This window comes from Pseudomonas sp. zbq_18, assembly GCF_043102245.1.
Lineage (GTDB): Bacteria > Pseudomonadota > Gammaproteobacteria > Pseudomonadales > Pseudomonadaceae > Aquipseudomonas.
Genome location: NZ_JBICIT010000022.1, coordinates 351,040 through 369,708, shown reverse-complemented (window position 1 = coordinate 369,708; position 18,669 = coordinate 351,040). Strand labels below are relative to the sequence as shown.

Annotated in this window: 14 protein-coding genes and 2 riboswitches; of the genes, 9 read left to right on the top strand and 5 right to left on the bottom strand. The window is 65.7% G+C overall.

Features of this window, described 5'->3' with window-relative positions; translation table 11 throughout:
* Nucleotides 1–168 precede the first annotated feature (168 nt).
* From ACF8C6_RS18300 to ACF8C6_RS18285, 4 genes are all read left to right on the top strand, one after another.
* Nucleotides 169–483, top strand: a complete 315-nt coding sequence (locus ACF8C6_RS18300; protein WP_392500602.1) for a hypothetical protein — start codon at nucleotides 169–171, stop codon at nucleotides 481–483.
* A gap of 29 nt (nucleotides 484–512) precedes the next feature.
* Nucleotides 513–719, top strand: a complete 207-nt coding sequence (locus ACF8C6_RS18295; RefSeq protein ID WP_392500600.1) for a hypothetical protein — start codon at nucleotides 513–515, stop codon at nucleotides 717–719.
* Between the two features lie 75 nt (nucleotides 720–794).
* The gene (yegQ, locus tag ACF8C6_RS18290; protein WP_392500599.1) at nucleotides 795–2,111 is read left to right on the top strand and encodes a tRNA 5-hydroxyuridine modification protein YegQ; all 1,317 of its coding nucleotides are present in this window, start codon (nucleotides 795–797) and stop codon (nucleotides 2,109–2,111) included.
* A 21-nt stretch (nucleotides 2,112–2,132) separates the two neighbouring features.
* Nucleotides 2,133–2,223, top strand: a riboswitch (glycine riboswitch).
* A riboswitch (glycine riboswitch) is annotated at nucleotides 2,224–2,321 on the top strand. It begins immediately after the preceding riboswitch.
* A 263-nt stretch (nucleotides 2,322–2,584) separates the two neighbouring features.
* Nucleotides 2,585–3,163: a trimeric intracellular cation channel family protein gene (locus ACF8C6_RS18285; protein WP_392500620.1), complete on the top strand. Its 579-nt coding sequence runs from the start codon at nucleotides 2,585–2,587 to the stop codon at nucleotides 3,161–3,163.
* A 151-nt stretch (nucleotides 3,164–3,314) separates the two neighbouring features.
* Here ACF8C6_RS18285 and ACF8C6_RS18280 read toward each other — a convergent pair whose 3' ends face one another.
* The 3 genes from ACF8C6_RS18280 to ACF8C6_RS18270 form a co-directional block, all read right to left on the bottom strand.
* Nucleotides 3,315–4,766 (bottom strand): DUF3336 domain-containing protein, encoded by a 1,452-nt coding sequence (locus tag ACF8C6_RS18280; RefSeq protein ID WP_392500598.1) that lies wholly within the window; start codon nucleotides 4,764–4,766, stop codon nucleotides 3,315–3,317.
* A 22-nt stretch (nucleotides 4,767–4,788) separates the two neighbouring features.
* Nucleotides 4,789–6,351, bottom strand: coding sequence for a wax ester/triacylglycerol synthase family O-acyltransferase (locus tag ACF8C6_RS18275; RefSeq protein WP_392500596.1), 1,563 nt, complete (start codon nucleotides 6,349–6,351; stop codon nucleotides 4,789–4,791).
* A gap of 281 nt (nucleotides 6,352–6,632) precedes the next feature.
* A complete protein-coding gene (locus ACF8C6_RS18270) occupies nucleotides 6,633–9,512 on the bottom strand; it encodes an EAL domain-containing protein (protein ID WP_392500595.1) in 2,880 nt (959 codons plus the stop codon).
* A gap of 185 nt (nucleotides 9,513–9,697) precedes the next feature.
* On the opposite strand from ACF8C6_RS18270, the gene uvrD reads away from it, so the two are divergent.
* The 5 genes from uvrD (at nucleotide 9,698) to ACF8C6_RS18245 (ending at nucleotide 16,945) form a co-directional block, all read left to right on the top strand.
* A complete protein-coding gene (uvrD, locus tag ACF8C6_RS18265) occupies nucleotides 9,698–11,902 on the top strand; it encodes a DNA helicase II (protein ID WP_392500594.1) in 2,205 nt (734 codons plus the stop codon).
* 30 nt (nucleotides 11,903–11,932) lie between these two features.
* The gene (locus ACF8C6_RS18260) at nucleotides 11,933–13,024 is read left to right on the top strand and encodes a TRAP transporter substrate-binding protein (protein WP_392500592.1); all 1,092 of its coding nucleotides are present in this window, start codon (nucleotides 11,933–11,935) and stop codon (nucleotides 13,022–13,024) included.
* Nucleotides 13,025–13,244: 220 nt separating this feature from the next.
* Complete coding sequence (locus ACF8C6_RS18255) at nucleotides 13,245–13,823, top strand: TetR/AcrR family transcriptional regulator (RefSeq protein WP_392500590.1); 579 nt, start codon at nucleotides 13,245–13,247, stop codon at nucleotides 13,821–13,823.
* 104 nt (nucleotides 13,824–13,927) lie between these two features.
* Complete coding sequence (locus tag ACF8C6_RS18250) at nucleotides 13,928–14,779, top strand: Tim44 domain-containing protein (protein ID WP_392500589.1); 852 nt, start codon at nucleotides 13,928–13,930, stop codon at nucleotides 14,777–14,779.
* A gap of 177 nt (nucleotides 14,780–14,956) precedes the next feature.
* Nucleotides 14,957–16,945, top strand: a complete 1,989-nt coding sequence (locus tag ACF8C6_RS18245) for a PhoX family protein (RefSeq protein WP_392500587.1) — start codon at nucleotides 14,957–14,959, stop codon at nucleotides 16,943–16,945.
* Nucleotides 16,946–17,129: 184 nt separating this feature from the next.
* On the opposite strand, the gene ACF8C6_RS18240 is transcribed toward ACF8C6_RS18245, so the two are convergent.
* Together ACF8C6_RS18240 and ACF8C6_RS18235 are read right to left on the bottom strand one after the other, a co-directional pair.
* On the bottom strand, nucleotides 17,130–17,555 hold the full coding sequence (locus ACF8C6_RS18240; protein ID WP_392500618.1) for an OsmC family protein: 426 nt from the start codon (nucleotides 17,553–17,555) through the stop codon (nucleotides 17,130–17,132).
* 70 nt (nucleotides 17,556–17,625) lie between these two features.
* Nucleotides 17,626–18,630 (bottom strand): LLM class flavin-dependent oxidoreductase, encoded by a 1,005-nt coding sequence (locus ACF8C6_RS18235; protein ID WP_392500585.1) that lies wholly within the window; start codon nucleotides 18,628–18,630, stop codon nucleotides 17,626–17,628.
* Nucleotides 18,631–18,669 lie beyond the last annotated feature (39 nt).

The following is an 18,669-nucleotide window of genomic DNA, read 5'->3' as shown; positions in this document are numbered from 1 at the left end:
AATATTGCAATTTTCAGACCATCCGAATTTTTTATCCTGGTCTATTACTATCAAAAAAGATGAGAAGAATTCGACAAGAAAATCTCTCACAAAATGTCTGATCATGAGAAGCTCAAACAATGCGAGGCATGGCTGTTAGCCGTGAGGTAAATTTCACGCCAAAGACTAATGAAGCACTACTACGTCGTTGCAGAAAAAGATCCCTATCCAGCAGAGTCCCACAGTTCCGAGTGGCCAAAAGTCATAGGTTATAGCTTCGTGCATCGATCCTTCCTATTCATGGAAGGAAAAGGGCATGGCCTCATGGGGGCGGAGATTCGTCAAGACACCACAGCGCTGGCCAGATGGCGAGATATCTTCGTCGAGCTGAATGCCGAGTGGTTTCTGGACTTGCTGAAACTGAATACATTCAGCGATGAGAGCGAGTTTCTTACGAAGTTGACGCCCCTCATTAGCCACCCGCCAAAAATCATTACTTACTAGCCCATGCCGCACTTCCAAGAATGGAAACCGTGAACAAGCCCCTCATCGGCGCACTCGTCGTGTTCGCTTTTTCGATTCTCTGTTTACTGCTCGGCGGCGCGGGTGTTGCCGGGGCCGTCACGGGTGGAGGGCAGGTCAGTGGGGCGGTCGACGTGCTGTTCTTCTTCGCCAAGCTGTTGCTGGGACGGGCGCTGTTTCTCGGCCTACTCGGGTTGATTCGCTCGCCATCGCACTGAGGGCTGCGCTGGATCAACACCTGGCGGTGCGCTAGCGGGCACCATCTGCGCCCGTTTTCAGATGCCCGTGCCGCCATGCCTTTGCTCTCAGCTCCCGAACTCCTCTGCCCCGCCGGTACCCTCAAGTCCATGCGTTATGCCTTCGCCTACGGCGCCGATGCGGTGTATGCGGGGCAGCCGCGTTACAGCCTGCGGGTACGCAACAACGAATTTGATCATGCCAATCTGCAGATCGGCATCGATGAAGCGCATGCGCTGGGCAAGCGCTTCTACGTGGTGGTCAACATCGCGCCGCACAACGCCAAGCTGAAGACCTTCTTGCGCGACCTGGAGCCGGTGGTGGCGATGGGGCCGGATGCGCTGATCATGTCTGACCCTGGCCTGATCATGCTGGTGCGCGAGCATTTTCCCGAGATGCCGATCCACCTGTCGGTGCAGGCCAATGCGGTGAACTGGGCCAGCGTGGCGTTCTGGCAGCGCCAGGGCCTGACCCGGGTGATTCTGTCCCGCGAGCTGGGTTTGGAGGAGATCGAGGAGATCCGCCAGCAGGTACCGGGCATGGAGCTGGAGGTGTTCGTTCACGGCGCGCTGTGCATGGCCTATTCCGGACGCTGCCTGTTGTCCGGCTACATCAACAAGCGCGACCCCAACCAGGGCACCTGTACCAACGCCTGTCGCTGGCAGTACCAGGCGCATGAGGGCCAGGAAGACCCGCTGGGCGCCATCGTCAAAAGCTGCCAGCCCACCCTCGGTCAGGGCGCACCGACCGAGCGGATGTTCCTGCTGGAAGATCACACCCGTCCCGGCGAGCTGATGGAGGCCTTCGAGGATGAACACGGCACCTACATCATGAACTCCAAGGACCTGCGCGCCATCCAGCACGTCGAGCGGCTGACGCGCATGGGTGTGCATTCGCTGAAGATCGAGGGGCGCACCAAGAGTCACTTCTACGTGGCGCGCTGCGCCCAGGCCTATCGCCGCGCCATCGACGATGCCGTGGCCGGCCGGCCCTTCGATCCGAGCCTGATGGATGATCTCGAATCGCTGGCCAATCGTGGCTACACCGAGGGTTTCCTGCGCCGCCATGTGCATGACGCGTATCAGAACTACCAGCGCGGCAACTCAGTCTCGGAGCGCGCCCAGTTCGTTGGCGAGCTGACCGGCGCACGGCGTGGCGAGCTGGCCGAGGTGAGGGTGAAGAACCGCTTCGTTGTCGGTGACCGCCTGGAGCTGATGACGCCGCACGGCAACCTTGGCTTCATTCTCGGCGCGCTGGAAAAGGCCGACGGCAGTAGCGCCGATGTCGCCCCCGGCGATGGCCATACCGTCTACCTGCCATTACCGGCGGACATCGACCTGCAGCACGCCCTGCTGCTGCGCCAGTTGGCCTGAGATCCGGGCCTGCCTATACTGCGCGCCCTCGCAGGAGAGCGAGGCGCCGCATGCGCCTCCGCCGAAGGCGCAAACTCCCATGATCGCTCAGGCCCAGCACTGCGAGATTCCGACATAGCCGTCTGGAGAGCGGTCGCCATGCGCGACCCACCGAAGGGGCAAGCGGCCGCGCCGCGCAAACTCTCAGGTAAAGAGGACAGGGGGAGAGGCACTTACAGGCTTTTGCAAAACTGTCTGCGTTGCCTGGCCGTTGTTAAAAGCAGCCTCAAAGTGCTCATTTACAGCTCGTAAATTGCGCTTTTGACTCACTACGTTCGCCCTACGGGCCAGCCTGCGGCTGTTACTCCGCGGCGCTACGTTTCGGCTGTTTTTGCCTAGGCCAGGCTGCCTCGATAACGTTTTGCCAATGCCTGCCAACGCAGGAGTTCTGTGTGCTGCTCTACGTCTATCTGATTGCCATCACCGCCGAAGCCATGTCCGGCGCGCTCGCCGCCGGCAAGCGCAACATGGATCTGTTCGGCGTCGCCCTCATCGCCTTCATCACCGCCCTCGGCGGCGGCACCGTGCGCGACATCCTGCTGGGCAACTTCCCGGTGGGCTGGACCCAGCATCCCGGCTACATCTACCTGACCATCTGCGCCGGCCTGTTCACCATGCTCATCGCGCGCTTCATGCACCACCTGCGCCGGCTGTTTCTGCTGCTCGATGCCATGGGCCTGATCGCCTTCACGGTGATCGGCTGCAACGTCGCCCTGGAACTCGGCTATGCCCTGCCGGTGGTGGTGATGGCCGGGGTGATCACCGGCGTGTTCGGCGGCATCCTGCGCGACATCCTCTGTAACCGCCTGCCCCAGGTGCTGCGCCACGAGCTGTACGCCAGCGTTTCGCTGCTGGTCGCCCTGCTCTACCTCGGCCTGCGTCACCTCGGTGTCGACGAGGATCTCAACCTGCTGGCCTCCTTCGCCAGCGGCCTGGTCCTGCGCCTGGCGGCGATCCGCTGGCACTGGTCGCTGCCGGTGTTCTCCTACGCGCCGGGGCGCTGGAACGGCTGAGAACCTGTTCACGATCTCGCGAGCTAGAGATGAACGGTGGCGAAAACGGCCGAGGGCGCGGAGTTTACGAGTGGTAAATGAGCAGCCCGAGGCTGTTTTCAACGCCGTTTAGCCGACGCGCAGCAGATCGTGAATAGGTTCTGAGCCGGTCTCACTGCTCCAGCCCGCGCCGATGCAGGATGTCATCCAGGGTGCGGCTGACCGCCGTGCAATTGCGCACCATCTCGATGCGCTCCCAGGTGGCGCGTTCGCCCTCGCGGATCAGCCGTAGCATGGCCTGGCGTGACGGTGGCGCCAGCAGGCGCAGCGGATGGTCCCAGCGGTTGCGCAGGAAGATATTGATGTCCGCCGTGTAATCCTGGGCCAGCACGCCGTAGCTCAGGTGCTGGATCATGTTCAGCGCCGGCGACTTGAAGCGCAGGTGGTCGCGGCTGACCTTGAGCATCTCGGTGGTGGCGTTCTTGACGATCCGCCGCTGGTAGTTGAACACCTTGCGCAGCGCATTGCCCGGCGCGTCCGGGTCCGGGGTGATGGCCAGTGCCGCCGGGTTGGTCATGCTGGCGATGAAGTGGTTGACCCCGTACAGGCGGGTCAGGCGCTTGGCCGGCAGGTCGTCGACGAAGGAGCCATCGATCCAGCGCAAGTCCGGCAGATAAGGCACGGTCTCGCCCTTGGCATTGCGGCACTGCAGGGTCACCGGCGGGTAGATGCCGTAGATGGCGCAGGAGGCCATCACCGCCGAGCGGATCAGCACGTTGGGCGAGGTGATGGCGTTGAGCAGGCGCGGCGCCTGCTCCGGCGCCAGGCCGGTGACGGTGATGTTGAGCTTGCGCCCGGCCAGGGCGAAGGCTTCCTGGAAGGTCAGATCGGGAATGATCTTGCCCAGGTATTCGCGCAGGTTGTTGGCATCCATCGGCTGGTTGCGGCTGGCGAAGGGCGACAGCGTGGGGCGGATCGACGAGGTCTGGTCAACCTCGTGGTGCAGGTTGTCGATGCCCAGGCGGTGCGACAGTTCCTCGTCGGTGTGGGTACAGGCGGTGGCGGCGATGATCGAGCCGGCGCTGGAGCCGGAGATGATGTCCGGCAGCAGATCCTGCTCGAACAGTGCCTTGACCACCCCGGCGTGGAAGAAACCGAGCACCGCCCCACCGCTGAGCATCAGCGCCGAGCGGCCGTAGCAGTGACCGGCGCGGATGAAGAAATCTTCCTTGTCGTGCTGCGAGATGATCGACTCGTCGACCTCGTCGATGTCCTGCAGCGCGCCGCACAGTTCGCGAACAAACTGGTGGATCAGGTTCTTGGTGCCGAACTTGGCCTTGTTGTACAGCGCCGGCTTACCCATGCCACCGACGTTGCCGTGGATGCCCTCGTTGAGGGTGAACAGCAACTGGTGATAGTCCTGGCGAAAACGCAGGTCGCGGATCAGGTCCAGGCGCTGACGGATCGAGCGGTAGTCATAGCTCTTGCTGGCATCCGAGCTTTTCCAGTCGCTCATGCCGCTCTGCTGATCGAAGGCCGTGGCCTGCTCCACCCACTCGGCATAGTTTTTCGCGGCATCCATCTTCTTCAGCAGCTGCCGCGATTGCAGTCGTGCAAAAACCATCTCGTTCACCTCCCGGCTGGGTTCATTCACGGTGCTCACCGGCCACCGCGCCGGCGACGCTCTTGCGGCGACGGGCAGCGCTGGCGCGCGGTGCGGGCTGGCGGGTACTGGTAGCCGCTACAGGCTCAGCCCCCGCATTCAGGGCCTGCTGGGCAGCTTGCGTTTCCTGCTGCTCGGCCAGTTTCAGGTACTGCTCGGTGGAGGCTTCGATGCAGCCGATATAGAAGTCCATGTCCGCCATCACGCTGCGGTCGGCCAGCACGCCGAGGTTGATGTTGTCGTAGATGCCGGTGATGCCGTGGCTGATGGCCATGCCGTCGCACACCGGCACCAGCGGGAAGATCGACAGAATCCGCGCCCCGGCGAAGTAGCGCGGCACGGTGCCGGGGATGCCCGGCACGTTGGTGATGATGGTGTTGATGAAGGGTACACGGCTCAGCAGGCGGGTCTTGGCCTGCACCCAGGCGGCCATGGCGCGTACGGAGGGTGGCACCAGCTCACCGGCGGAGTTGCCCAGGTCATACAGCACATCCTTGGCCAGCGGGATACCGCGCAGCGTTCTGCGATGCACCGCGGCCAGCCGGGTAATCGGGTCGTCGATATCGGTGCCGATGGCGATGTACATGGCCGAGATCATGTTGCCGCCATCCTTGCGCGTCTCTTCGGCACGCAGCGATACCGGGCACATCGACACCAGCGAGCCCTCGGTCGGCAGCTTGTCGTGCTTGAGCAGGTAGCGCCGCAGGCCGCCACCGATGATGCTGATGATCACGTCATTCAGCGAGGCGTCAGGGTTGAGCTTGCGGATGCGCTTGAGGTCCTGCAGGCGCCAGACATGCCCGCCATAGGCGCGGTGCGGCGATACCGCCGTGTTGAACAGCGTCTGCGGCACGCGGCGCTGTTCCGGGCGGGCGTCGCCGCGCAGCTGGGCAAGCAGCTCGACGCTCTTCTGGGTAACACCAAGACCGGCCTTGAGGCTGCGCAGCGACTGGCCGATCAACCGCGGCGTGGTGCGCGCCCACATCTCCAGCGGCGTCGGCACACGCTCGACGTACTCGACGTTGCTGCGCTTGCCGAACTCGTGCTGCGGCGTGTCTTCCATCAGCGCGGTGCTCAGCTCCAGCGCCGACTTGCCGTCGACATAGGCGTGGTGAAAGCGGATCAGCACGGCGAAGCTGTTTTCCGGAACGCCCTTGACGTTATTCAGCCCCTCGATGATGTAGATCTCCCAGGGCGCGCGATCCATATCCAGCGTGCGCGACATGGTGCGCGCGGTGAAGATGCACAGCTGGCGCCAGTCCCCTGGCTGCGGCAGGCCGACATGGCGTACGTGGTATTCGAGGTCGAAGCTTTCGTCTTCCAGCCAGTAGGGGTCGTCGAGACGCAAGGGTGCCTGGGCCAGACGGCGGCGGAACATCGAGGTGGTGTTCAGGCGATCGCCAACGTACTGGAGGATTTCCTTGTAGCGTACGATGCCGTTGGGCGCGGCACTCTGGTCGCATAGCCAGAGGCTGCCGATGACCATCGGCTGGTTGGGCGTCTCGAAGTAGAAAAAGTGCGAGTCCATGGGGCTGAGCTGTTTCATCTGCGTTCCTTCTCACCTGATCACGACGGGAGCCATCGTTCGCGCAACGACGCGACGCGCCCGGCGGCAGGGCCAGAAAAAATGGCGCTGCGCAGGCGGCGTTCGCTCGGCAATGAAATTGTTGTTATCGATGGCAGGACAGCGCTCGACGAGTGCTGCACATTCGAGGCTAATCGGCAAAACGGCAGTCGTCAGCCCGCGCCGCTGTCAGGGCCTGAAAATAGGTATTTCGAGGGACAATTTTCGCCAGCACTCATACTCGCAGGGCCGGCATAGCCGGCTCAGCTCATCTCCACCTGGGCCTGCAGCAGCTCGGTGAATTGCGCCGCCGGTAACGGCCGGCTGATCAGGTAACCCTGGATCTCGTCACAGTGCTGCGCCTTGAGGAAATCCATCTGTGCCTGGGTTTCCACGCCTTCGGCCACCACCTTGAGCTCCAGACCGTGGGCCATGGCAATGATGGCGCGGGTGATCGCCGCGTCCTCGCCGCCGGCAGCCAGGTCGCGGACGAAGGTCTGGTCGATCTTCACGTAGTCCACCGGGAAGCGCTTGAGGTAGCTGAGCGAGGAGTAGCCGGTGCCGAAGTCGTCGATCGCCAGCTTCACCCCCAGGTCGCGCAACTGCTGGAAGGTGATGATGACGTTCTCGACGTTGTCCAGCAGCTGGCTTTCGGTCAGCTCCAGCTCCAGCAGGTGTGCCGGAAGCGCGGTTTCGTCGAGCACCTGGCGCACCAGAGCGATCAGATTGCCCTGGCGCAGTTGATGCACGGACAGGTTGACCGATACGCGCAGGTCGGCCAGGCCCTGGCACTGCCACTCACGGGCCTGGCGGCAGGCCTGGCGCAGGACGAACTCGCCGATCGGTGCGATCAGCCCGGTTTCCTCGGCCAGCGGAATGAATTCGCTGGGCGGCACCAGTCCCAGGTGCGGGTGTCGCCAGCGCACCAGCGCCTCGGCGGCATTCAGGCTGTCGTCGGCCAGGCACAGCTTGGGCTGGTAGAACACCTCCAGCTGGCCGTCGTCGATCGCCTTGCGCAGCTGGGTCTCCAGCTGCAGGCGCTCCAGGGTGCAGGCCTGCAGGTTGTCGGTATAGAACTGGAAGGTGTTGCCGCCCAGGTGCTTGGCGTGCTGCATGGCCATGCCGGCCTGGCTGATCAGCGCAGACAGCTCGCGGGCGTTGTCCGGCAGCAGGCTGATGCCGATGGAAGCGCTGACCAACAGCTCATGGCCGCCGACATCCATCGGTGTACGCAGCTTGCTCAGCAGGCGGCTGGCGGTGCGTGCCAGGGCAGAGAGGCTGCCGTGGGCGTCGAGCAGGATGGCGAATTCGTCCCCGGCCAGACGGGCCACGGTATTGGCTTCCGGCACGGCCTGATTGAGGCGCCGCGCCATCTGCCGCAGCAGCTGATCCGCCACTTCATGGCCGAGGCTATCGTTGAGCAGCTTGAAACGGTCCAGGTCGATATGCAGCAGCGCGATCTGGGTCTCGCTCTGCCGCGCCCGCTCGCAGGCTTCGTGCAGGCGCTCGCGGAACAGGCTGCGATTGGCCAGGCCGGTAAGTTCGTCGTAGTGCGACAGGTAGCGCAGGCGTTCCTCGGTCTGGCGTCGCTGCGACAGGTCGGAGAAGAAGCCGACGATATGGCTGACCCGACCCTGGCGATCATGCTCGGCATTGAGCTGCAGCCACTGCGGATACAGTTCGCCGTTCTTGCGCGACTCCAACAGCTCGCCACGCCAGCTGCCGTGCAGCGCCAGCTGCTCGCGGATCAGCTGGTACTGGCGCCGCGCCTCGCGGCTGCTGACCAGGGTCGCGACGCTGCGCCCCAGCACCTCGTCCTTGCGATAGCCAGTAACGTCGCTGAAGGCCTGGTTGACCGACAATATCAGGTAATCGGCATCGAGAATGACGATGCCCTCGCTGGCCGCCTCGAACACCGTGGCCGCCAGGCGCTGCTCCTCGTCCTGGCGCTTGCGTTCGGTGATGTCGCGGCGGGTGCCGAGCATGCGCAGCACATGACCCTGGGCATCGCGCTCCACGGCGCGGCCGCGGTCCTCAACCCAGCGCCAGCGGCCGTCGCTATGACGCACCCGGTATTCCACCGCATAGCCGTCGCTGCGCCCCTTGAGGTGCTCGACCAGGGCACGCCGCAACAGCGGCACATCGTCCGGGTGCAGGCGCGGCCTGAGGTGGCTGAGCACACCCTTCACCTCGTCCTGGCGCATGCCGAAGATGCTTTCCAGGTGGCTGTGGTGCACTTCATCGGTCTGCAGGTTCCAGTCCCACAGACCCAGTTCGCTGGCCTCCAGGGCCAGCGCCAGGCGCGCCTCGCTCTTGCCCAGGGCATGACTGGCATCATCCAGCTCCAGGGTGCGCTGGGCCACACGGATCTCCAGCTCGTCATGGGCCTGACGCAGCTCGGACTCGGCACGCCGGCGCTGCTCCACTTCACGGGCCAGCTCCAGGTTGAGACCTTCGGCACTCTCGCGGGCCTGTTCCAGGCTTTCGATCAGCGCCTGATTCTGGAAACGCTGCAGCAGGCCGCGCTGGACCAGGCGATTGACCTGCCAGGCCACCACCCACAGGCTCAGCAGCAGGATCAGGCCGAGCAGGCCCCAGCCCTGACGGCTCAGCTCATCGCCCAGCAGCAGATAGGCGATGGAAGGCAGCAGGCAGGGCAGGGAAAACGCCAGAAAGGCCGACAGGCTGACGGCGTAGGCCACGCTGGCGGACAGGATCGCTCCGGCGATCAGCCCGTAAACCACGGCCTGCAGCAGAAACTGGTCAGCCGGCACCAGGAAGATCACGGTGAAGGCCAGGCTCAAGCCAGAGAGGCCAGCACCGACCAGGAACATGCGCCGCCAGTGCGGATTGGCCTGGCGCGCAGGTGTCGCCGCATTGAAGGCGGTCATCTGGATCAGTCGCAGCACCGCCAGCAGCACCACCCAGACCAGCCAGCCGGCCAGCAGCAGACTTTGCTGACCCTGCCAAAGCAGGCCGGCACAGGCCAGGGCACCGAGCAACATGAACAGCGTAGGCACCTGGGAACCCAGGTACAGCATGCGCGTGCGCTCCACCGCGATATCGGTGGCAAAGCGCTGAAAAATGACCTGAGAGTCATCCGCCGCACTACTGGCGGGAGCCTCCCGATGTGGCTGAGTCATAGGCGGTTTTCTTGTAATGGTGTGCCTGACGTCGGCCGAGCATACCCGAGCTAGAGCGCCTGCCCAAGCCTGAAGCTGGCTTTTTAATGGCACCCCTCGACGAGCGGCGAACAGTTGTTCACTGACCAGCCAGCCATTTCCGGTCACGGTTTGCCGCCCCTCCGGCCGGCCCGTAGAATGCCGCGATGCATAACGATCCCGCCACTTTCGACCCCGAACTCCTCCTCGCCTCCCTCAACGATGCGCAGTGTCAGGCCGTGGCCGCCCCGCTCGGCCGCCAGCTGGTGCTGGCCGGCGCCGGCTCGGGCAAGACCCGCGTGCTGGTGCACCGCATCGCGTTTCTCATCCAGTTCCTCGGCGCCTCGCCCTATTCGATCCTGTCGGTGACCTTCACCAACAAGGCCGCCGCCGAGATGCGCCAGCGCATCGAGCAGCTGCTCGGGCTGAACCCGGCCGGCATGTGGGTCGGCACCTTCCACGGCCTGGCCCACCGCATCCTGCGCGCACACTGGCAGGAAGCCGGGCTCAGCGAGAACTTCCAGATCCTCGATTCCGACGACCAGCAGCGCCTGATCAAGCGGGTGATTCGCGAGCTGGGCCTGGACGAGCAGCGCTGGCCGGCTAAGCAGGCGCAGTGGTTCATCAATGGGCAGAAAGACGAGGGCCTGCGGCCGAAGAACATCCAGCACGGCGGCGACCTGTTCCTCGCCACCATGCTGAAGATCTACGAGGCCTACGAAGCGGCCTGCGCGCGCACCGGGGTGATCGACTTCGCCGAGCTGCTGCTGCGCGCCCTCGACCTGTGGCGCGACAAGCCGGATCTGCTGGCGCACTACCAAAAGCGCTTCCGCCACATCCTGGTCGACGAATTCCAGGACACCAACGCCGTGCAGTACGCCTGGCTGCGCTTCCTCGCCAAGGGTGGCGAGAGCCTGATGGTGGTGGGCGACGACGACCAGTCGATCTACGGCTGGCGCGGCGCACGGATTGAGAATATCCAGCAGTTCTCCAGCGACTTCCCCGATAGCCAGATGATCCGTCTGGAGCAGAACTACCGCTCCACCGCCGGCATTCTCAAGGCCGCCAACGCGCTGATTGCCAACAACAGCGGACGCCTGGGCAAGGAGCTGTGGACCGACGGCAGCGACGGCGAGCCGATCAGCCTGTACGCCGGCTTCAACGAACACGACGAAGCGCGCTACGTGGTCGAATCCATCGAGGACGCCCTGCGCAAGGAAGGCCTCAAGCGCAGCGAAATCGCCATTCTCTACCGCTCCAACGCTCAGTCGCGGGTGCTGGAAGAAGCGCTGCTGCGCGAGAAGATTCCCTACCGCATCTACGGCGGCCAGCGCTTCTTCGAGCGCGCCGAGATCAAGAACGCCGTGGCCTACCTGCGCCTGCTCGACGGCCGCCACAACGATGCCGCGCTGGAGCGGGTGATCAACGTACCGACCCGTGGCGTCGGCGAGAAGACCGTCGAGGCGATCCGCGAGCACGCGCGCCACAGCGAGCTGTCGATGTGGGCGGCGATGCAGCAGCTGATCGCCGGCAAGGCCCTGCCCGGCCGCGCGGCCGGCGCCTTGGCCGGCTTCGTCGAGCTGATCGAGAATCTGGCGGCGAAGGTGCTGGATATGCCGCTGCACCTGATGACCCAGACTGTCATCGAGCAGAGCGGCCTGCTGGCCTGGCACCAGGCCGAGAAGGGCGAGAAGGCCCAGGCGCGCGTGGAGAACCTGGAGGAACTGGTCAGCGCCGCGCGCAACTTCGAGAACGAGGAAGACGACGACCTCGGCCCGCTGGCCGCCTTCCTCACCCACGCCTCGCTGGAAGCCGGCGACACCCAGGCCGAGGAGCACGAGGACTGCGTGCAGCTGATGACCCTGCACAGCGCCAAGGGCCTGGAGTTCCCCCTGGTGCTCCTGGTTGGCCTGGAAGAGGGGCTGTTCCCGCACAAGATGAGCCTGGAGGAGCCCGGCCGCCTGGAAGAGGAGCGCCGCCTGGCCTACGTCGGCGTGACCCGCGCCATGCAGCGCCTGGTCATGACCTACGCCGAGACCCGCCGCCTGTACGGCAGCGAGACCTACAACAAGGTGTCGCGTTTCGTCCGCGAGATTCCCGCCGAGCTGATCCAGGAAGTGCGCCTGTCCGGCAGCGTCAGCCGCCCCTACAGCACCCCGGCACGCAGCATGAGCGGCGGCTCGATGTTCAGCGGCGCGGCCGTGCCGGAGACCCCGTTCAGTCTGGGCCAGGCCGTGCGCCACAGCCTGTTCGGCGAGGGCGTGATCCTCAATTTCGAAGGCAGCGGCGCCCAGGCCCGCGTGCAAGTGAATTTTGCCAGTGAAGGCAGCAAATGGCTGATGCTGGCCTACGCCAAGCTGGAAGCCGTTTAACCCCTGACAATCACCCAACAAGGAGCCCCCATGATCCGCCGCCCCCTGATGCTGCTCGCCGGCGTCCTCGCCGCCCTCGGCCTCGCCGCCTGCAAGGAAGAAGACAAATCCGTGCAGCAGGCTGTAGCCGCCCCTGTGCAGCAGCTGCAGTGGAAGATGGTCACCGCCTGGCCGAAGAACTACCCAGGCCTGGGCACGGCGGCCGAGCGTTTCGCCGAGCGGGTCAAGGTGATGAGCGGCGGGCGCCTGCAGATCAAGGTCTACGCCGCCGGCGAACTGGTGCCGGCGCTGGAAGTATTCGACGCGGTGTCGCAGGGCACCGCCGAACTGGGCCATGGCGCGGCTTACTACTGGAAGGGCAAGGTGCCGGCCGCGCAGTTCTTCACCGCCGTGCCGTTCGGCCTGTCCGCCAGCGAGATGAACGCCTGGCTCAGTCAGGGGGACGGCCTCAAGCTGTGGAGCGAGGCCTACGCGCCGTTCGGCGTGAAGCCCCTGGCGGTGGGCAATACCGGCATGCAGATGGGCGGCTGGTTCAATACCGAAATCGACTCGCTGGACGACCTCAAGGGCCTGAAGATCCGCATGCCGGGCCTTGGCGGCGAGGCGCTGAGCCGGCTCGGTGCGACCACCGTCAACCTGCCCGGTGGCGAGGTGTTCACCGCCCTGCAGACCGGCGCCATCGACGCCACCGACTGGGTCAGCCCCTACAACGACCTGGCCTTCGGCCTGCACAAGGCGGCCAAGTACTACTACTACCCGGCATGGCAGGAGCCGCAGGCGGCGCTGGAGCTGCTGATCAACCAGAAAGCCCTGGACGCCCTGCCGGACGACCTGGAAGCCATCGTCGAGGAAGCCGCCCGCGCCGCCAACCAGCACATGCAGGACGACTACGTGTACAACAACGCCCGCGCCCTGGAGCAGCTCAAACAGCAGGGCGTGCAGCTCAAGCGCTTCCCCGATGAGGTATTGGAAGCGCTGCGCCAGCAATCCGCCGTGGTGCTTGGCGAGCTGGCCGCGCAGAACGAGCTGAACGGCCGCATCTGGGCCTCCATGCAGGCCTTCCAGGCCCAGGTCGCGCCGATGCACGCGCTGGCCGAGAAAGAGCTGTACGACTGGCGCTAAAGCGGCAGTCTCTGGATTGAGCTGTAGGCTGGGTAGCGCCCAGCCAGTTCCCACGCTTCGTGGGAGCGGCTTTAGCCGCGATACAGGCAAGATCGCAGTCGCCCCAATCTCGGCCAAGGCCCCTCCTACGGCTCGCCCTGTGTGGTCGTAGGCCGGCCATCCGTCAGCTCCCGTCAGCCCGGCGCCTGGGCTGACCATACTGTCGAGCGGAGGTACTCACATGCCGCGCTCGACCCCATCCGCCACCCAGATTCTCGATAAAGCCCTCGACCTGGCCGACGTCTGCGGCTGGGAGCGTCTGCACCTGCACGAAGTGGCCGATGCCCTGGGCTGTGACCTGGCCGCCATCGCCCGGCACTACCGGCAGAAGGACGATCTGGTCGAAGCCTGGTTCGATCGCGCCGACCAGGCCCTGCTGGCCCGCGCCAAGGCGGCCGACCTGGCCATGCTAACGGCCGAGAAACGCCTGGAAGAGTTGCTCATCGCCTGGCTGGGCGCGCTGGCGCCCCACCGCGCGGTGACCGGGCAGATGCTGCTGTACAAGCTGGAACCCGGCCATGTGCATCTGCAGGTCGGCGGCTTGCTGCGCGTCAGCCGCACCGTGCAGTGGTGGCGGGAAGCGGCGCGCAGGCAAAACCTGCACCTGAGCCGCATCGCCGAAGAGAGTCTGCTGACCGGCGCCTACCTGCGGACCTTCGTGCACTGGCTGCGCCATGCCGAGGAAGACCCCGCCGACCTGCGCGCCCTGCTCCGCCGTCAGCTGCGTCGTGCGCCACTGGGCTGGCTTCTGCGTGGCTGACCAACAAGCCTGCACATAAATCCGGAAACATTCTGTGGCTGGTCAGGGTCACTGCTCTGCGGCAGCATGACGCGCGAACCATAACCTCAGCGGGATTGCCCCTCATGCAGCGTTTCCTCAGTATCGCCCTGGCCCTGTGCCTGGGTCTGACCTTCAGCCTCCAAGCCGACGCCAAGCGTCTGGGCGGCGGCAAGTCCTTCGGCTCCGCGCCGACTCACCAGACCCGCCAGGCCGACGCTCCCAGCGCCAGCCAACCGGCCGCCACCAGTGGCGCCGCAGCCGCAGCAGGGCGCGCTGCACCAGCCGCCAGCGGTGCCTCGCGCTGGCTCGGCCCGCTGGCCGGCATCGCCGCTGGCGGCCTGCTCGCCTCGATGTTCATGGGTGACGGCTTCGAAGGCTTCCAGTTCTTCGACTTCCTGATCCTCGGCCTGCTGGCTTTCGTCATCTTCAAGCTGTTCGCCGCCCGTCGCCAGGCGCAGAGCCAGGGTCAGCCCGCGGTAGCCGGCGGCATGCAGCGGCAGATGCCGCAGCAGCCGATCTTCGGCAGCAGTGGCGGTGCCGCCCCGCGTCCGGCGTTCAACGCCCCGGCCTGGTTCGACGAGCAGCGCTTCCTGGCCGCTGGCCGCGAACACTTCCTGGCCCTGCAGCAGCACTGGGACGCCAACGAAATGGACAAGATCGCCGAGTTCGTCACCCCGTCGATGCTCAGCTTCCTGACCAGCGAGCGCGCCGACCTGGGCGACGGCTTCCAGTCCACCTACATCGATGACCTCGACGTGCAGCTGGACGGCATCGACGAGCTGGCCGACAAGACCGTCGCCACCCTGACCTTCCGCGGCGTGGCCAAGACCTCGCGCTTCGACCAGGGCGAGTCGTTCAGCGAAAGCTGGCGCATGGAGCGCAGCAACGGCGACAACCAGCCCTGGCTGGTGGCCGGTATCCGCCAGAACGGCTGATCCTGCACACGCTGAAGAACCCGGGCCTGGCCCGGGTTTTTTATTTCCGCCCCCGGCCAGGCAAAACGTTAAGCCACTCGCATTCCATCGATTCGCCACCGCAGCGTCATCATTTCGTCGTTAACGGCCGCTAGCGTCATGGCTCCGTCGCATCTCCTCCGCAGAAGGATCCGAACGATGAGCCTTGATGACCAGAACACCGCGCTGTTTGGCAACGGCGATGAGCCGCTCAGCAACCACTCCGCCAACCCGCACATGAGCGAGCTGATCGACCAGCGCCGCCGGCAGATCCTCGCCGGTGGCGCGGCCATCGGCGCGCTGGGCTTCCTCGGCGTGCTGCCACAGGCGGTGGAGGCCGCCGAGCACGGCGCCAAGCTGCCGTTCAAGAAGCGCAACCGCCTGCCCTTCGAGGCCCTGCCGGTCAGCCGCACCGATACCATCACCGTGCCGGCCGGCTACCGCGCCAGCGTCATCCTGCCCTGGGGCACGCCGATTTCCGGCAGTTTCCCGCCCTTCCTCGAAGATGCCAGCAACAGCGCCCAGGACCAGGCCGAGCAGGTCGGCATGCACCACGACGGCATGCACTTCTTCCCCGCCGACGGTCGCCGCGGCGGTGGCCGGCACTCCAGCCACGGCCTGCTGGTGTTCAACAACGAGTACATCGACGCGCCGCTGCTGCACCCCAACGGCCCGACCGCGGTCAACGGGCTGCGCACCGTGGCCGAGGAAGTGCGCAAGGAAATCAACGCCCACGGCGTGACCATCGTCGAGATTCGTCGTGATCGCTTCGGCGACTGGCAAGTGGTGCCCGGCCGCTACAACCGCCGCATCACCGCCGCCACGCCGATGCAGATTGCCGGCCCGGCCCGCGGCCACGCCCTGCTCAAGACCCGCTACAGCCCCGACGGTACCGCCACCCGTGGCACCCAGAACAACTGCGCCAACGGCTACACGCCCTGGGGCACCTACCTGACCTGCGAAGAGAACTGGGCCGGCTATTTCGCCAGCCGCGACAGCGACCTGCCGCGCGAGCTCAAGCGCTACGGCCTGCGCAGCAGCAGCCGCTTCGGCTGGGATACCCTGCCCGGCGACGAGTTCGAGCGCTTCGACGCCACGCGCAAGGCCGCCGATGCCAGCGGCGACTACCGCAACGAGCCCAACCACTTCGGCTGGATCGTCGAGATCGACCCGTTCGACCCCACCTCCACGCCGGTCAAGCACAGCGCCCTCGGCCGCTTCGCCCACGAAGGCCTGATCTTCGCCCCGGTCAAGGCCGGTCGCCCGCTGGTGTGCTATTCCGGCGACGACTCGCAGAACGAGTACATCTACAAGTACGTCAGCCGCGGCAAATACCTGCCGATCCTGCGCCAGCCAGGCCGCCTGCTCGATGACGGCACCCTCTACGTGGCCCGCTTCAATGGCGATGGCAGCGGCGAGTGGCTGGCCCTGGACCTGCGCGACAAGGCCTTCCAGGCTGCCTGCAGCGCCGCCGGGGTGAGCTTCGCCGACCAGGGCGAAGTGCTGATCAACACCCGCCTGGCCGCCGATATCGTCGGCGCCACCAAGATGGACCGCCCGGAATGGGGCGCGGTCAACCCGGACAACGGCGAGGTCTACTTCACCCTCACCAACAACAGTTCGCGCACCGTCGCCGACGCCGCCAACCCGCGCGCCGCCAACCCCTACGGGCACATCATCCGCTGGCGTGAGAACCGCAGCGACCATGCCGGCACCCGCTTCCGCTGGGACATCTTCCTGCTCGCCGGCCCGCAGTCCGACAGCCGCGGGCCGGATGGCCAGCCGCTGGACGAGCGCAACATCCTGGCCAGCCCGGATGGCCTGTGGTTCGACCCGGACGGCCGCCTGTGGATTCAGACCGACATGAGCGGCAGCCAGCTGGCCAGCGGCCCGTTCGGCCATAACCAGATGCTGGTGGCCGACCCGCGCAGCGGCGAAGTGAAGCGCTTCCTGATCGGCCCGATCGGCGCCGAAGTCACCGGCATCAGCGCCACACCGGACTTCCGCACCCTGTTCGTCAACATCCAGCATCCGGGTGAAGGCTCCACCGCCACCAACCTGCTCAGCAGCTGGCCGGACGGCCCCGGCCGCCGCCCACGCTCGGCCACCGTGGTGGTCACCCGTGAAGATGGCAAGCGCCTGATGTAAGGCTGGAACGGCGCTAGACGACAAGGCCGCGCTCAAGCGCGGCCTTGTCATTGAAGAACGTAGCCCGGATGCAATCCGGGAAGCAGGCAGCGTTGCTCCCGGATTGCATCCGGGCTACAGCTGGCCGCTTCGCGGCCCTCGGGTCGTTGAGCAGGCCGGGAAAGCCAGACGCAGCCTTGCCCGTTCAGTCGTCCAGCACCACCTGCAGGCTGATCTCGGCATTCAACACTTTCGACACCGGGCAGCCGTTCTTGGCGGTTTCCACCGCCTGCTCGAAGGCGTCGCGGTCGGCGCCGGGAATGCGCGCCCTGAGGCTCAAATGCACGGCACTGATGACGAAGCCGTCGTCGGTCTTGTCCAGCGTCACTTCGGCTTGGGTGTCGATGCTCTCGGCGATCATCCCGGCTTCGCCCAGCTCCTTGGCCAGGGCCATGGAGAAGCAGCCGGCATGGGCCGCGCCGATCAGCTCCTCGGGGTTGGTGCCGGGCTGGCCCTCGAAGCGGGTGTTGAAGCCATAGGGCGTCTCGCTGAGGGCACCGCTCTCGGTGCTGATGCGGCCCTTGCCGTCCTTTATGCCGCCCTGCCAGTGGGCCGAAGCCGTCTTCTTGATGCTCATCGCGTGCTCCTCTCAAGCCGTGGGTGTACAGCTTGAGAGGGCATGAGCCGTGCGCAAGTTCGCTTTACTTTCCGCGCAGGTTGGCGGCGATCTCGAAACTGCGCAGGCGCTGGGCGGGGTCGTACAGGTCGCAGGTGAACATCAGCTCGTCGGCGCCGGTCTGCTCCAGCAGCACCTCCAGGCGCGCACGGATCTTCTCCGGCCCGCCGATGGCCGCCAGGCCGAGGAAGTCGCCGACCGCCTGCTGCTCGTGCGGCTGCCAACGCCCGACCATGCTGTCCACCGGCGGGCGCAGCACCAGGCTCTGCCCGCGGATCAGGGCGAGGATGCGCTGGTAGGCGCTGGTGGCGAGGAATTCGGCTTCCTCATCGGTCGGCGCGGCGATTAGCGGCACGCCGATCATGGCGTAGGGCTTGTCCAGCACGGCCGAGGGCTGGAAGTTCTCGCGGTAAATGCGCAGCGCCTGGTGCAGGTAGCGCGGCGCGAAGTGCGAGGCGAAGGCATAGGGCAGGCCCTTCTGCGCCGCCAGCTGGGCGCTGAACAGGCTGGAGCCGAGCAGCCAGATCGGCACTTGGCTGTCCACGCCGGGCACGGCGATGACGCTCTGCCCGGGCTGACGCGGGCCGAGCAGGCGCTGCAGCTCCTCGACATCCTGGGGGAAGTCGTCCGGGCCGCCGAGACGGTCGCGGCGCAGCGCGCGAGCGGTGGCCTGGTCGGCTCCCGGCGCGCGACCCAGGCCCAGCTCGATGCGGCCCGGATACAACGCGGCCAGCGTGCCGAACTGCTCGGCCACCACCAGCGGCGCGTGGTTCGGCAGCATGATGCCGCCGGAACCCAGGCGCAGCGTCGAGGTATTGGCCGCCAGGTAGCCAAGCAATACGGCGGTGGCGGAACTGGCGATGCCTTCCATGTTGTGGTGCTCGGCTACCCACATGCGCGAGAAGCCGAGCTGTTCCACGTGTCGGGCCAGGTCGAGGGAGCGCTGCAGGGCGGGCGCGGCGCCGAGATCGTCATCGCGCATGGGCGCCAGATCGAGTACGGAGAGTGGCGTAGTGGACAGCTTGCTCATCGGGAGCCTCCTCGGGTCAGACCTTGTATATGGGGGCCG